The organism is Halostagnicola bangensis (genome assembly GCF_054653435.1).
This window is the reverse complement of sequence record NZ_BAAIGG010000002.1, coordinates 2,054,265-2,067,618: the sequence shown is the minus strand read 5'-3', so window position 1 is coordinate 2,067,618 and position 13,354 is coordinate 2,054,265. Positions and strand designations below refer to the sequence as shown.

Sequence of the window (13,354 nt, the reverse complement as noted above, 5' to 3'; positions counted from 1 at the left end):
TCACAGCCGTGTTCGTCGCCGTAACGCTGATCTAGCTCGTCATCCAGTACGTGAGCCGAGCGGCCTTCGGCGCGGGCTACGATCGTACCGGACACGTCATGTCGGCCGTCCTCGCTACCGTACTGACCGTTCCGGTGGTCGTACTGGCCCGCCACGTTCTCGACCGACGCCCGTGGGCCGGGTTGGGACTCTCTCCGCTTCGGTCCGGCTGGCGGTCGTTCCTGATCGGAACGGCGTGTTACTTACTTCCCGCCGCCGTCGGGTTGACGGCAGTCGTGGCCCTCGGATGGGTCGAGATAACCCTCGTGGCGTCCCTCAGCGAGCTACTCCTGCTCGTCGCCAGTCTGATGGTACTCGTGTTCCTCTACGAGGCGTTTCCCGAGGAGTTGGTGTTTCGCGGATACCTCTATCGCAACCTCGCCACCGCGTATCCACAGCGATTGGCGGTGGGCGGTCAGGCGGTCCTGTTCACCCTCTGGGCGGTCGCCATTGGGGCCGCGCCCACGGTCGAACGCGTCGCGTAACCTTCCTCGCAGTGGCCGCCGTGTTCGGGCTGATCCGACCATCACCGGCGACGTCTGGGCGTGTATCGGTTTTCACGTCACCTTCCAGACCGTCCAGCAGTTGTTCGCCGGCGGGTGGGCCGGCGATGCGTTCGTCGTCACCAATCCGGGAACGCTCGAGATGATCGCGTTCGGAATCGTTCCTTTCGCGCTCTCGCTCGTGGTGCTCGAACTATTCGTGGATACCGAAACGGACTGGGACGAACCGGAGGTCGTCAACGGAGGCTCAATCGAGTGAGGACGGCGGAGAGAAAGAAGAGAGAATAAGTAGGAGAGAAACGCGATTCGGTCGAATAACGCGACTACCGGCCGAGTCGCTGACGGGCGAACGTCGCGAGCAACGGAAGATCGCCGGGAGACAACAGTTGTAAAATCGCCCGTTTGCTCCCCTTGTTGGCCTTCGCGAGGGTGTCGTCGTCCAGGTCCGAGAGGTCCGCCATCAGCCGGTCGTATCGTTCGTTCGACGCGAGATAGAGCAGTTCCGTCATCAGGAGCCGCGAATCCATGTTGGGTGCGACGTCTCGGTGCCAGAGAGTCTCGTAGACCTCGAGGTTCTCGGCGGTCGGCTCGAGTTCGCCGTGTTTGAGGCAAGCGTCGGCCGCGGTCGCGGCGGCCCGACCGGATCGCATGCACTTGTTGATCCCTTCTCCCCAGAGCGGGTCGACGGTCGGGACGGTGTCGCCGATGGCCATGAACCGGTCCATGTACAGCTGACTCGGCATCTGGATGTGGGCCGAGCCGCGGTGTTGTTTCCCCTCGAGTCTCGAGGCGTCGGCGAATCGGGGGTCGGTGTCGAGCCAGTGTTGGAGGTAGTCGTCGATGCTGAAATCGTCCCGCGCGTAGTTCTGGTGGCTGTCGTTTTGGATGTAACAGAGGCCGACCTTGGCCGTGTCCTCGCCCGTGTGGAAGATCCACGAGTAGCCGCCGGGCGCGAGGTCGTGGTCGAGCCTGAGCATCATCGCGTCCGTCAGGTCCGCATAGCCCTGTCGGTCGATCTCGATCCCCTCGAGTTCGTACTCGATGCCGATGGCGTGATTCTGACGCTCCAGATCGCTGACGCCGAGTTTCTTCGCGAGCGGTGCGCTCGGGCCCGTCGCGTCGATCACGATATCGGCGTGTACCTCCTCGGAACCGTTGTACCGGACGCCGACTGGCGTCCCGTTCTCCGTGATCGGTTCCGTAACGTGGGCGTCGAAGATGTACTCGGCACCAAGGTCCCGACTGTCTGCGACCAGGTACCGCTTGAAGTCGGCGAACTCGAGGACCGCACCCGGTTGCTGTCGGACGTAGTACTCGTTGGGCGACTCGAGGACGACGTTCTCGGTGTAGTTCATCACGACGTCGTCGGGTATCCCGAACGCGGACATCATCGACGGGAAGGTGCCGGCGGTCGATTTGTTCGACTGTCGCGGGAACTCGTCTTCGACCTCCGTCTCGAGGACGACGGTGTCGTAGTCCCGCGCCGCGAGATCCCGTGCACATTGGGCCCCAGCGGGGCCTGCGCCGGCGATCACCACATCGTACTCGTCGTTCATGTTATCCCGACTGTCCCGGACGATAAAGAGTGTACCTTGTCCGGGATCGGTGCGGTATTCACTATCAGTGGGGAGTTCTCGGCGTTGGATTCGGCGCGTACGCCAGTCCGTTCCTTCCTAGCGCCGGGAAATTTCAGTCCGTGTTGGCGGCCATAAACCACATTGAAAATAATACGAGATCAGGACTTGTCCCAGTTTCCCCTGCAGGTCGTACGGTCACGGTTCTGATCGTATTCGGGACCAGGGCCGCGAATGAAAGTCCGCGGACGAAATCGGCGTAAGACCCACGCGTGTTCGTTTGCTCCCTGCATTATATACCGGTCCCTGCGCTATATACCGCTTCACGGTGTGGCCCCCAGTGACGATGAATTACAAGGAGTTCACCGGACAGGTACACCACAGACTCGAGTTCGCACAGCTGGGCCAGGCGGTCCGCGCGATACGGGCGACCCTGACGACGCTCGGTGAGCGCCTCCACGAGGGGGAAGCGACCGATCTCGCAAGCCCGTTGCCGATGGAGATCGATCGCTACCTCACCCAAGCGGATCACGGACAGCGCTTTGACTACTCGGAGTTTCTCGACCGAGTCGCCGAGCGGGAGGGGGTCGACCGCTCCGATGCCAACTATCACGCTCAGCAAATCGTGGCCGTCATCGCCGAGGATACACCGTCGGGGAACCTCGAGAAAGCCCGCAGCCAGTTGCCCGAAGATTTCGAGCGATTGTTCGAGGCCGTCGATCACGAAGCAGACGAGACGAGCGAGGAGACCACAGCGGAGGAGTGATCGAGGCGTCGGAACCGGTATCTCTTATATTGGTTGACAAACGAGACACGCACGACCGCTATATCCACTATGTACGACCGCATCCTCGTTGCGATCGACGACAGCGATTCCGCGGAGAACGCCCTCAAGCACGCAATCGGCCTCGCTAAGAGCACCGACGCGGTCGTCCACGTGCTCACCGTCGTCGAAACGACGACGTCGCCGATGACCTTCGGCGTCGAACAGGTCGACGAACTCAACGAGGCCGCGAGCCGGCTGGTCGAAGAGACGCGCGAAGCCTACGGCGGCAACGATCTCCAGATCCGAGTCGACATCTTGCGAGGGAAGCCGTCCGACACCATCCTCGAGTACGCCGAAGAGATCGACGCGGATCTGCTCGTCGTCGGCCAGCGAGGAACGAGCGGGCTGACGGGGGCGATAATCGGCAGTACGACCGAGCGGATTTCGAAACTAACGACGACCCCGATGACGATCGTTCCCGGGCCGAAAGCGGACGACAAGAGTTGACGGATCGAGCGCTTGAGGCGGAGTCAGCGTCCGGTGTTGAAACGGCGCTGGATCGAGATCATACTGATTTGAAACGGTGCTACTGCTGAAACGGTGCTGGAATACGACGGGTCTAGGCTTATCCGGGTCGTTTTGTTATATCCGGCATGGCCGCTCCGATCACCAACGACGAGGTCGGCAAAACAGTCGTCGACGCCAAGGGCAAGACGCTCGGAATCGTCTCGAGCGTCGAGGACGACACCGCGTTCGTCGACCCGAATCCGAGCCTTCTTGAACAACTGCTGTCGAAGATCGGGATGGAAGATACCGACGGAGAGGAATATAGAGTGACAGAGGATATGCTCGAGTCGGTTGGCGAGGAGGTCGTTCTCCGCGGCGAGATCTGAGGAGGAACCGTCTCGAAGTGAGACAACAAGCGACCGAGAGCGGGGTCTCGAGCAGGCGTTGACAATAGAGAACGGAGAAAACAGTCAACATGGTATCACGTGATGGAGACGGTATGAACCTCGATGACACGGATCGAAAAATTCTCTATCTGCTGCAGGAAGAAACGCGGACCAACACCAGTCACAACGATATCGCCGATCGGATCGATGTCTCCTCGAGTACCGTCGGGAATCGGATTCGGCAACTCAAAGAAGAAGGGGTTCTCCAGGACTATCAACCGAGAATCGATTACGAGGAAGCGGGCGTTCCACATCACTTTCTGTTCGTCTGTACGGCCCCGATCGCAGAACGCAAAGAGTTCGCCGAGCAGGCGACCGACATCGACGGGGTTGTCAACGTTCGCGAACTCCTCACGGGACAGCGAAACCTCCACGTCGAAATCGTCTGTCTCGATGCCAAGAGCATCGAGACGGTTGCAGAGGAGTTAGACGAACTCGGACTCGAAATAGAAATGTCCGAGATCCTTCGCGAGGAGTACTCACAGCCGTTCAATCATTTCGGGAATACGTTGGTGGATGAATCAGATGAGGAGTAACAGAGGGAGGGCTGGTAGCCCACGAGTTTTCACAGTGGTCACTGACCAGAATTGATCTTCTCTGCTGGTATAACGAGATGGAACTGTTCACAGCCCTTATACGTCAATACGATCTTACTCGGATAATGGAAACTTGCCCTCCACAAAATTCGAATCCAGCAGACCCGGTGTCAGTTCAGGTGATCAAACAGGTCGCTGCCCACGAGGGTATCGACCCGGTCGATGTGTCGCCCCCCTTACACAGCGTTATCGACACCAGCGCACTGGACTCGCTCTTCGAACCAGCGAACGACGGCCACTCACGAACCGGACGAGTCTCGTTCGACTATCGCGGACACACGGTCGTCGTCGAGCAAAACGATCGAGTCGAGATCGGTATCAGCGAGAATGATCCGCCGAAGAATTCCCAAGATGAAATACTGTCATAACTGCGACTGGGCCGTCCACGAGACGGACGGATCAACCCAGCAAGAACGTTCGGAACGAGCGCTCGAGCACCACATTGAAACGGGCCACACGGTCGACTCGAGCGATTCCGTAATTCGGCCGCAGGTACCGGCGGTCTGTGAAGAACTTCTGCTCGAAGAGCTGCTGGAACCGACGACGTTCTAAAGGACTCAACGCGAGTTCGGCGGGTCACCCGACCCGTGGTCGTTTACCGCATTTTACAGACCGGCGAAACGAGCAGCTGAAAGCGATATATCGCACTACCCGATAGCGGCAGTGACAGTCAGCGATCCCAGTTCGGCGTTCACTTTCACTCCGGGCGACCTCGTAACCGACAGCCCTTCATTTCTGGGGCGGTTGCCAACGTCTAGATGAGCAAAGAGTACATCGAGGTGCGGGGTGCAGAGGAACACAACCTCAAGGACCTCGACGTCTCGATTCCCCGCGAGTCGTTTACCGTCGTCACCGGCCTTTCGGGGTCGGGCAAATCCTCGCTAGCGTTCGAAACCGTCTACGCCGAAGGCCAGCGCCGATACATCGAGAGCCTCTCGGCGTACGCCCGAAACTTCCTCGGGCAGATGGACAAACCACAGGTCGAGACCGTCGAAGGGCTCTCCCCGGCGATTTCGATCGATCAGAAGAACGCGGCGAACAACCCCCGTTCGACGGTCGGGACGGTCACGGAACTGCACGACTATCTCCGACTGCTGTATGCCCGCGTGGGCACGCCACACTGTCCCGAATGTGGGCGCGAAGTCGGCGAACAGAGCGCCCAGAATATGGTCGAACGCATCCTCGAGCTTCCCGAAGGAACGAAGGTGAAGCTCGCGGCACCCGTTGTGCGCGACCAGAAGGGTGCCTTCGAAGACCTGTTCGACGAACTGGTTTCGGAGGGGTACGCCCGCGTCGAAGTCGACGGCGAGGAACACGATCTCAGCCTCGAGAACCCGGACCTCGACGAGAACTTCGATCACACGGTCGACGTGATCGTCGACCGAATTTCGGTCTCGACGGAAAACCGACCGCGGATCATCGACAGCGTCGAAACGGCGCTTGAGGAGGCCGACGGCGTCATGAAGGTGATCCTACCGGACGCGCCCGAAGACGTCGAACTCGGTTCCGAATCGCGCTCGACCGGCGCGCTCGGCGACGAAGCCGGCGACGATGACCGGCTCGTCGTCGAGTTCTCGAAAGATCTGGCGTGTACCCACTGCGGGATCGACGTTCCCGAAATCGAGACGCGCAGTTTCTCCTTCAATTCGCCCCACGGTGCCTGTCCCGAGTGTGAAGGCCTCGGTGAGGCCAAGGAGGTCGACGAGGACCTCGTGATTCAGGACGAATCCAAGACCCTGAAAAACGTCTTCGAGCCCTGGAGCTACAATCGCTCGTACTACCAGACCAGACTCGACGCCGTCTCCGAGCACTTCGACGTCTCGCTGTCGACGCCCTTCGAGGAGGTAGACGAGGATATTCAGCAGGCGTTTCTCTACGGCACCGACGGCCAGGTGCTGTTCAAGCGTCAAACGAAAAACGGCACCCGGCGCAAGAAAAAGCGATTCGAAGGCGTCATTCCGAACCTCGACCGCCGATACATCGAGACCGACTCCGACTCGACGCGCGAACACATCGAGGACTACATGAGCGTCACCGAGTGTCCGGCCTGTGACGGAACGCGTCTCAAGCCGGCCTCCCGAGCGGTCCTGGTCGACGACACGGCGATCACCGACATCAACGCCGCGAGTATCGGCGACGCACTCGGCCACTTCGAGTCGATGGAAGCGGACCTCACCGAGCGCGAGAAGGTCATCGCCGAGGAGATTCTAAAGGAGATCCGCGCCCGCCTCGGGTTCATGTGCGAGGTCGGCCTCGAGTATCTCACGCTCGACCGGGAGGCTTCGACGCTCTCGGGCGGAGAGAACCAGCGCATTCGGCTCGCCACCCAGATCGGGTCCGGACTGGTCGGTGTGCTATACGTCCTCGACGAGCCCTCGATCGGACTCCACCAGCGGGACAACGACCGACTGCTCGATACCTTAGAGGAGCTTCGGGACCTCGGAAACACCCTGATCGTCGTCGAACACGACGAGGAGACGATGCGCCGGGCGGACAACGTCATCGACATGGGTCCAGGCCCGGGCAAACGCGGGGGCGAGGTCGTCGTCAACGGCACCGTCGACGAGCTCAAAGACTGCGAGGAGTCGATCACCGGCGACTATCTCTCCGGACGCAGGGCGATTCCGGTGCCCGAAGAGCGACGCGATCCCGAGGGTGCGCTGACTATTTTGGGAGCTCGCCAGCACAACCTCGATGACCTCGACGTGGATATTCCGCTCGGCTGTTTCACCGCGATCACGGGCGTCTCGGGGTCCGGCAAGTCGACGCTCATGCATGACGTGCTGTACAAGGGACTCGCCCGACAGATGAACGACAACACGAGCGTTATCCCGGGCGAGCACGACTCGCTCGAGGGGCTCGACGAGATCGAGACCGTGCGCCTGATCGACCAGTCGCCGATCGGTCGGACGCCGCGGTCGAACCCGGCGACCTACACGAACGTCTTCGACTACGTCCGCAAGCTGTTCGCCGAGACCAAACTCTCGAAACAGCGCGGCTACGAGAAGGGGCGATTCTCCTTTAACGTCAAAGGTGGCCGCTGTGAGGAGTGTGGCGGCCAGGGAACGGTGAAGATCGAGATGAACTTCCTCTCTGACGTCTACGTCCCCTGCGAGGAGTGTGGCGGAGCACGGTACAACGACGCCACACTCGACGTCACCTACAAGGACAAGACGATCGCCGATGTCCTCGAGATGTCCGTCGAGGAGGCCCACGAGTTCTTCGAGTCCTCGAGCCAGATCCGTCGTCGGCTCAAATTGCTGAAAGACGTCGGACTGGATTACATGAAACTCGGCCAGCCCTCGACGACGCTCTCGGGCGGGGAGGCCCAGCGGATCAAGCTCGCCGAGGAACTCGGCAAGAAAGATTCGGGCGAGACGCTATACCTGCTCGACGAGCCCACGACCGGCCTTCACTCGGAGGACGAACGGAAGCTGATCGACGTACTCCACCGGCTTACCGACAACGGCAACACGATCGCCGTCATCGAGCACGAACTCGACCTCGTGAAAAACGCCGACCACGTCATCGACCTCGGCCCCGAAGGCGGCGAGAACGGCGGCGAGGTCGTCGCGACGGGGACACCAGAAGAGATCGCTCGACTCGAGGCCTCACACACGGGGCGGTATCTTCGAGACCTGTTGCCGGCCGTCGACCTCGAGGGCCCTCGCGGCGAACGCGTCGATCCCGTTACGGCACCGACGGACGACGACTGAATCGAGGAGACGACCACGGGTCGGGTGACCCGTGGAACTCGCGCTGAGTCCCTTAGATTCGCGGACTGAGTCGGTGTTTCTTTTCGCGAGGCTACTCGAGCCGAAAAGACGGACGGAAGACTCCATTTCGACTGGGCGAAAATCCGTCCGAGAAGAGACGAGGGAAGTTTGTTACCGGTCAAGACTGTTTTTGCTCAATGAAAATTCGTAATGGTTATTATCGTTAAAATGGTACGCTACCCTCATGCGATATGTGACATACGTTCTCAAGCCACAACAGGGATACTTCGATCGGGGAGAAGAGCGCCTCCGTGAGCACGGAGTCACGTTCGAGACCATCCAGGATATCGACCGGCTCACCGACGATACCGTCATCATGCGAAAGGAACTTCGCGGCGATCAAAGAGACGTCCGGCGCTACCTCGAGGAGGGCGGCTCGAGCGTCATCGATTTCCAACTCACGAGGGTTGACACCAGTACAATCCTCCAGCTTCACTACGAGCCGAGCGATCTCACGCGGCAGTTGCTCGACATCCACCGGCGGTACGCCGTGTTGTTGGACTACCCACTCGAGTACACGGGACCCGAAAACCGGTGGCTCCGCGTCTCCGAGGTCGGCCCCGAGGAGGAGCTACGGGGGCTACTCGAGGAAACGCGCTCGACGATCGACGTCGAAATCGAGCGCCTCGGCGGCTACGAGCCCACCGACCGGCGCGCGTTCGCCGGCCTCACGGATCGCCAGCGGGAAGTGCTTCGTCTCGCCGTCGAAGCGGGGTACTACGAGGAGCCGCGGCAGGTGACCTACGAGGATATCGCCGCCCAGCTCGATTGTTCGCCGGGTACCGTCGGGCAACACCTTCGTCGGATCGAAGCGAGGCTCATGTCCACGATCGTCGCCGGGAGTGGTTCGGGGCGAGAAACCGTTCGCGCGACGGGATCGTCGCGGTGACTCCCCCGGAAGCCGAGGAGTTCGACGTGGCCGCCGACGAATTCGACGCGAACGGAACGACAACTCGAGAGCCGAACACTTCTCACAGTCGCCGCCGTAGGGGCGGGCATGACTCGAGCGTACGCCGCGATGCGAGATCGACTGCTCGTCTGCGAACGAGACGACGACGGTAGCGGACTCGACGAAACCGAAGAGGGAGGGTGGCACGTGACCGAGCGCCTCGAGGACTACGACCTCGAGTGCGTGGCCGCTTCTCCCGACGTACCCGACCGCATCTTCGTCGGGACGTTCGAAAACGGCCTCTTCCGGAGTACGGACGGCGGCGAGACATTCGTTCGCCTCGAGACCGGATTCGTGAGACACGACGGGAGCGAACCAGAACTCGGTGGAACCGACGGCAGCGATGACGGCGACGTGTACGCCGGGGACGAGGCCGTCATGTCGCTGGCGATCAGTCCCCACGACTCGAACGTGCTCTACGCGGGAACGGAACCCAGCCGCGTCTACCGGTCAGCGGACGGCGGCGACACCTGGACGGAACTCGAGGGGGTCGACGATCTGCCATCCGAACCGCAGTGGTTCTTCCCGCCGCGGCCGAGCACTCACCACGCCCGCTGGCTCGAGGTCGATCCATTCGACCCGGATCGACTCTACGTCGGCATCGAAGCCGGGGCGTTCGTCTACAGCGCGGATGGCGGTGAAACGTGGCACGAACGGCCCGAGGGCTCGAGGCGGGACAACCACACCCTGGCGACTCACGCCGACGCGGAAGGGCGCGTCTATACCGCGGCGGGTGACGGCTACGCCGAGAGCAACGAGGGCGGCCAGTCGTGGTCCCAACCGCAGGAGGGCCTCGAGCACCGCTACTGCTGGGGACTCACCGTCGACCCCGGCGATCCCGACTCGGTGCTCGTCTCGAGTGCGAGCGGCGCGACGACGGCTCACACCGCCCATCGGGCCGACGCCCACGTCTACCGAAAACGGAACGGAGCACCGTGGGAGCGACTCGATGGCCGCGGGCTTCCTACGGGCGACGGGGTCGTTCGAACCGTCTTCGCGACGACCGGGGAGCCGGGCGTCGTCTACGGCGTGAACAACCAGGGGCTGTTCGCGAGCCGTGATTTCGGCGACTCGTGGGAACGGGTTGGCCTCGAGTGGCCGGACGAACTCGAGACCCAGACGCCGCGGGGATTGATCGTTCACTAAGCGCCTCCCTGTCTCAGCTGGCGACCGGAACGAACCAGTCACGGTGAAAACCCGCGGGAGAACTGACCCACCGGTCGCGTCCCCGGCTTCGAAATCCTTTTAGGCGCTACACGGGGATAATAGAGTAACTGAGTGATATCATGGACGTCGACATCATCTCCGAAACGGAGAACCCCATGTTGCACCGAACGGACGTCACGTTCGAGTTGACCCACGACGAGGCCACGCCGTCTCGTCTTCAGGTCCGTGACAGTCTCGCAGCGAAACTGAACAAAGAGGCCGGCGAGGTCGTCATCCGCAAGCTTGACACCAAGTTCGGGATGCGAAAGACCGTCGGACAGGCGAAAGTCTACGAAACCGCGGACTTCGCTCGAGACGTCGAACAGGACCACATGCTCGAGCGCAACAAGATCGTCGCCGATGCAGAGGACGAGGAAACCGCCGAAGCGGAAGCGGAGGAGGCATAAGATGGCTCGACACGAAGTCTACAACGACGACGGCACCCCAGACCGCGAGAACTGCCCGCGCTGTGGCGATACGTACCTCGCCGACCACGGTGACCGCCAGCACTGCGGCAAGTGCGGCTACACCGAGTGGGAATAACGAATGCGAATCCTCGGAATCGAGGGCACCGCCTGGGCGGCCAGCGCGGCCGTCTACGATTCCGACGCCGACGCGGACATTTCTTCGAAGGCTGAACCGACGAGTCGTGCGGCCGTCGGCGAGGCGAGCGCTTCCGACGCCATCTTTATCGAAAGCGACGCGTACGAACCCGAAAGCGGCGGCATCCACCCTCGAGAAGCCGCAGAGCACATGCACGAGGCGATTCCGCGCGTGGTCGAGACGGCCCTCGAGCACGCTCGAGAACGCCAAGAACGCACACAGGAGCGGTCTGACGGGGCAACAGGAGAAACGGATGGCCCACCCGTCGACGCCGTCGCCTTCGCGCGAGGCCCCGGGCTCGGCCCCTGTCTCCGCATCGTAGGAACCGCGGCCCGCGCGCTGAGCCAGACGCTCGAGGTGCCGTTGATCGGGGTCAATCACATGGTCGCCCACCTCGAGATCGGCAGACACACCTCCGGATTCGACTCGCCCGTTTGCCTGAATGCCAGCGGCGCGAACGCCCACCTGCTGGCCTACCGAAACGGACGGTATCGCGTTCTCGGGGAGACGATGGATACGGGCGTCGGCAACGCCATCGACAAGTTTACCAGACACGTCGGCTGGAGCCACCCCGGCGGACCCAAGGTCGAGGCCGCGGCCAAAGACGGCGAGTACGTCGATCTTCCCTACGTCGTCAAGGGGATGGACTTCTCCTTTTCGGGGATCATGAGCGCGGCGAAACAGCGCCACGACGACGGAGTCGCCGTCGAAGACATCTGCTACTCCCTGCAGGAGAACATCTTCGCGATGCTCACCGAGGTCGCCGAACGCGCGCTCTCGCTGACCGGCAGTGACGAACTCGTCCTCGGCGGCGGCGTCGGCCAGAACGCGCGCCTGCGGGAGATGTTAGAGGAGATGTGCGACCAGCGCGGGGCCGATTTCCACGCGCCCGACCCGCGATTCCTGCGGGACAACGCCGGCATGATCGCCGTCCTCGGCGCGAAAATGTACGAAGCGGGCGATACGCTCGAACTCGAGGACTCCCACGTCGATCCGGACTTCCGGCCCGATCAGGTGCCGATCACCTGGCGCGGGAGGTCGGACCGAAGCGACGCCCTCGAGAGCGACACCGACGACGTTCGCGGTGCCGAGGCGCTCGTGACCCTTGAGCCGCACCACGGACGGCTCGGCCGGGTGACCAAGAACCGCCGGTCGAAATCCTACCGCCACCCGGAACTCGACGAGCGACTGCGACGCGAGCGGACCCGGATCGAGGCGAGACTGACGAACCTGGCTCGACGCGAAGGGGTTCCGACGCCCGTTCTCACCGATATCGATACCACGGAAGCAACGCTCGAGTTCGAGCACGTCGGCGAGTCGGATCTTCGAGAGTCGCTGACCCCCGAACGCGTTCGCGACGTGGGCCGCCACCTCGCGACGCTGCACCGGGCGGGGTTCGTCCACGGCGATCCGACGACGCGAAACGTCAGGGTAGGGCGACACGACGTGTCGCCGAACGAGCGAACGGATGGAGTTCGCGAGCAGGACTCGGATCGGACCTACCTGATCGACTTCGGACTCGGCTACCACACTGACCACGTCGAGGACTACGCGATGGACATCCACGTCTTCGACCAGAGCCTCGTCGGAACGGCGGACGATCCCGAGCCGCTCCGAGCGGCGCTTCGGGAGGGGTATCGGGACACGGGGGAGCAGCGGGTTCTCGAGCGACTCGAGGACGTGGAAGGGCGCGGGCGGTACGTTTCGGAGTCGTAGTCGACCACGGCGACGCATAGCTCTGGCGGGGCATACCCCCCTCTATCCAGTCAGCAGACTCGAGCGGGATGGTACCATCGTGCGGCGTCGTCGTCAGTGTAACTGTCATATACTGCTCCTCGCCGAATGGATGCGCATCATTGTTGAGGATGAGCCACGGACGAGGGTTTTCAGTCGATTTGAACGGGTCAGGTCCCCAAACAACGTCCCCTCGTTGATAGCTCATTTCTGATCCTCGTCCTCGACAGCGTGCTCCAGCCACTCGTCCATATCCTCCTCTCCGAAGCGATCGTTCGCGGCACGTGTGCTCTCGAGCGTGCTCGCGTACGCTGCAATCTCTTCGTCTGCACCGAGAGCCCAGTAATTGCCTCTGTGTCGAACGAGGTCTCGATCCTCGAGACGAGAGAGGACGACGCTGATACTACCAGCTTTCACGTCGGTCGCGTCGCGGATCTCGCTCTGGGTGAACGCTTGATCTGGATGGGCAGCCAGAAACCGCATGACTCGCTCGGCGTTCGTCTCGCCACCGTTTGTGAGCCGATCCTCAGCGGCAGATTCGAACGTCTCGATATCGATCGGCATATGTATAGGTTGTCACCGAATGTATTAGATGTATTGGCATATTCGGTAAATGCCAGAAAACGCACGGCTGTTCGAATCGGAACCCTTCTCC

At 61.7% G+C, this 13,354-nt stretch carries 16 protein-coding genes; 14 read left to right on the top strand and 2 right to left on the bottom strand.

Going from position 1 to position 13,354, the window contains the following annotated elements; translation table 11 throughout:
- The first annotated feature begins 50 nt into the window (after positions 1-50).
- Entirely contained in the window at positions 51-524 is a 474-nt protein-coding gene (locus tag ACYQ14_RS12030) for a CPBP family glutamic-type intramembrane protease (protein WP_459888514.1), read from the top strand.
- Complete coding sequence (locus tag ACYQ14_RS12025) at positions 490-801, top strand: hypothetical protein (RefSeq protein ID WP_459888511.1); 312 nt, start codon at positions 490-492, stop codon at positions 799-801. The genes ACYQ14_RS12030 and ACYQ14_RS12025 overlap by 35 nt, the downstream gene beginning before the upstream one ends.
- A 64-nt stretch (positions 802-865) precedes the next feature.
- Here the strand turns inward: ACYQ14_RS12025 and ACYQ14_RS12020 are convergent, their stop codons facing one another.
- The gene (locus ACYQ14_RS12020) at positions 866-2,098 is read right to left on the bottom strand and encodes a digeranylgeranylglycerophospholipid reductase (protein ID WP_459888508.1); all 1,233 of its coding nucleotides are present in this window, start codon (positions 2,096-2,098) and stop codon (positions 866-868) included.
- A gap of 364 nt (positions 2,099-2,462) precedes the next feature.
- On the opposite strand from ACYQ14_RS12020, the gene ACYQ14_RS12015 reads away from it, so the two are divergent.
- The 12 genes from ACYQ14_RS12015 (at position 2,463) to ACYQ14_RS11960 (ending at position 12,681) form a co-directional block, all read left to right on the top strand.
- Positions 2,463-2,882, top strand: a complete 420-nt coding sequence (locus ACYQ14_RS12015; protein WP_459890058.1) for a DUF2267 domain-containing protein — start codon at positions 2,463-2,465, stop codon at positions 2,880-2,882.
- 69 nt (positions 2,883-2,951) lie between these two features.
- Positions 2,952-3,389, top strand: coding sequence for a universal stress protein (locus tag ACYQ14_RS12010; protein WP_459888505.1), 438 nt, complete (start codon positions 2,952-2,954; stop codon positions 3,387-3,389).
- A 146-nt stretch (positions 3,390-3,535) separates the two neighbouring features.
- A complete protein-coding gene (locus ACYQ14_RS12005; protein ID WP_459888503.1) occupies positions 3,536-3,775 on the top strand; it encodes a hypothetical protein in 240 nt (79 codons plus the stop codon).
- Positions 3,776-3,888: 113 nt separating this feature from the next.
- Positions 3,889-4,371 carry an Lrp/AsnC family transcriptional regulator gene (locus ACYQ14_RS12000; protein WP_459888500.1) on the top strand — a complete coding sequence of 161 codons (483 nt, stop codon included), beginning with the start codon at positions 3,889-3,891 and terminating at the stop codon, positions 4,369-4,371.
- Between the two features lie 125 nt (positions 4,372-4,496).
- Positions 4,497-4,799, top strand: a complete 303-nt coding sequence (locus ACYQ14_RS11995) for a HalOD1 output domain-containing protein (RefSeq protein ID WP_459888497.1) — start codon at positions 4,497-4,499, stop codon at positions 4,797-4,799.
- Positions 4,783-4,983, top strand: a complete 201-nt coding sequence (locus ACYQ14_RS11990) for a hypothetical protein (RefSeq protein WP_459888494.1) — start codon at positions 4,783-4,785, stop codon at positions 4,981-4,983. The genes ACYQ14_RS11995 and ACYQ14_RS11990 overlap by 17 nt, the downstream gene beginning before the upstream one ends.
- A 206-nt stretch (positions 4,984-5,189) precedes the next feature.
- Complete coding sequence (uvrA, locus tag ACYQ14_RS11985; RefSeq protein WP_459888493.1) at positions 5,190-8,147, top strand: excinuclease ABC subunit UvrA; 2,958 nt, start codon at positions 5,190-5,192, stop codon at positions 8,145-8,147.
- A gap of 244 nt (positions 8,148-8,391) precedes the next feature.
- Positions 8,392-9,096 carry a helix-turn-helix domain-containing protein gene (locus ACYQ14_RS11980; RefSeq protein ID WP_459888492.1) on the top strand — a complete coding sequence of 235 codons (705 nt, stop codon included), beginning with the start codon at positions 8,392-8,394 and terminating at the stop codon, positions 9,094-9,096.
- 108 nt (positions 9,097-9,204) lie between these two features.
- Positions 9,205-10,302: a beta propeller repeat protein gene (locus ACYQ14_RS11975; RefSeq protein WP_459888490.1), complete on the top strand. Its 1,098-nt coding sequence runs from the start codon at positions 9,205-9,207 to the stop codon at positions 10,300-10,302.
- Between the two features lie 140 nt (positions 10,303-10,442).
- Entirely contained in the window at positions 10,443-10,769 is a 327-nt protein-coding gene (locus tag ACYQ14_RS11970; RefSeq protein ID WP_283835903.1) for a 30S ribosomal protein S24e, read from the top strand.
- Between the two features lies 1 nt (position 10,770).
- Complete coding sequence (locus ACYQ14_RS11965) at positions 10,771-10,905, top strand: 30S ribosomal protein S27ae (protein WP_283835901.1); 135 nt, start codon at positions 10,771-10,773, stop codon at positions 10,903-10,905.
- Positions 10,906-10,908: 3 nt separating this feature from the next.
- Positions 10,909-12,681, top strand: a complete 1,773-nt coding sequence (locus tag ACYQ14_RS11960; protein ID WP_459888486.1) for a bifunctional N(6)-L-threonylcarbamoyladenine synthase/serine/threonine protein kinase — start codon at positions 10,909-10,911, stop codon at positions 12,679-12,681.
- Positions 12,682-12,903: 222 nt separating this feature from the next.
- On the opposite strand, the gene ACYQ14_RS11955 is transcribed toward ACYQ14_RS11960, so the two are convergent.
- Complete coding sequence (locus ACYQ14_RS11955) at positions 12,904-13,263, bottom strand: helix-turn-helix transcriptional regulator (protein ID WP_459888484.1); 360 nt, start codon at positions 13,261-13,263, stop codon at positions 12,904-12,906.
- Positions 13,264-13,354: the final 91 nt, after the last annotated feature.

Coding starts and splice junctions, on each gene's coding strand:
- ACYQ14_RS12020 (WP_459888508.1), bottom strand. CDS start 2,098: ATGAACGACGAGTACGATGTGGTGATCGCCGGCGCAGGCCCCGCTGGG.
- ACYQ14_RS12000 (WP_459888500.1), top strand. CDS start 3,889: ATGAACCTCGATGACACGGATCGAAAAATTCTCTATCTGCTGCAGGAA.
- ACYQ14_RS12005 (WP_459888503.1), top strand. CDS start 3,536: ATGGCCGCTCCGATCACCAACGACGAGGTCGGCAAAACAGTCGTCGAC.
- ACYQ14_RS12010 (WP_459888505.1), top strand. CDS start 2,952: ATGTACGACCGCATCCTCGTTGCGATCGACGACAGCGATTCCGCGGAG.
- ACYQ14_RS11995 (WP_459888497.1), top strand. CDS start 4,497: ATGGAAACTTGCCCTCCACAAAATTCGAATCCAGCAGACCCGGTGTCA.
- ACYQ14_RS11990 (WP_459888494.1), top strand. CDS start 4,783: ATGAAATACTGTCATAACTGCGACTGGGCCGTCCACGAGACGGACGGA.
- ACYQ14_RS11975 (WP_459888490.1), top strand. CDS start 9,205: ATGACTCGAGCGTACGCCGCGATGCGAGATCGACTGCTCGTCTGCGAA.
- uvrA (WP_459888493.1), top strand. CDS start 5,190: ATGAGCAAAGAGTACATCGAGGTGCGGGGTGCAGAGGAACACAACCTC.
- ACYQ14_RS11965 (WP_283835901.1), top strand. CDS start 10,771: ATGGCTCGACACGAAGTCTACAACGACGACGGCACCCCAGACCGCGAG.
- ACYQ14_RS11960 (WP_459888486.1), top strand. CDS start 10,909: ATGCGAATCCTCGGAATCGAGGGCACCGCCTGGGCGGCCAGCGCGGCC.
- ACYQ14_RS12015 (WP_459890058.1), top strand. CDS start 2,463: ATGAATTACAAGGAGTTCACCGGACAGGTACACCACAGACTCGAGTTC.
- ACYQ14_RS11980 (WP_459888492.1), top strand. CDS start 8,392: ATGCGATATGTGACATACGTTCTCAAGCCACAACAGGGATACTTCGAT.
- ACYQ14_RS11955 (WP_459888484.1), bottom strand. CDS start 13,263: ATGCCGATCGATATCGAGACGTTCGAATCTGCCGCTGAGGATCGGCTC.
- ACYQ14_RS11970 (WP_283835903.1), top strand. CDS start 10,443: ATGGACGTCGACATCATCTCCGAAACGGAGAACCCCATGTTGCACCGA.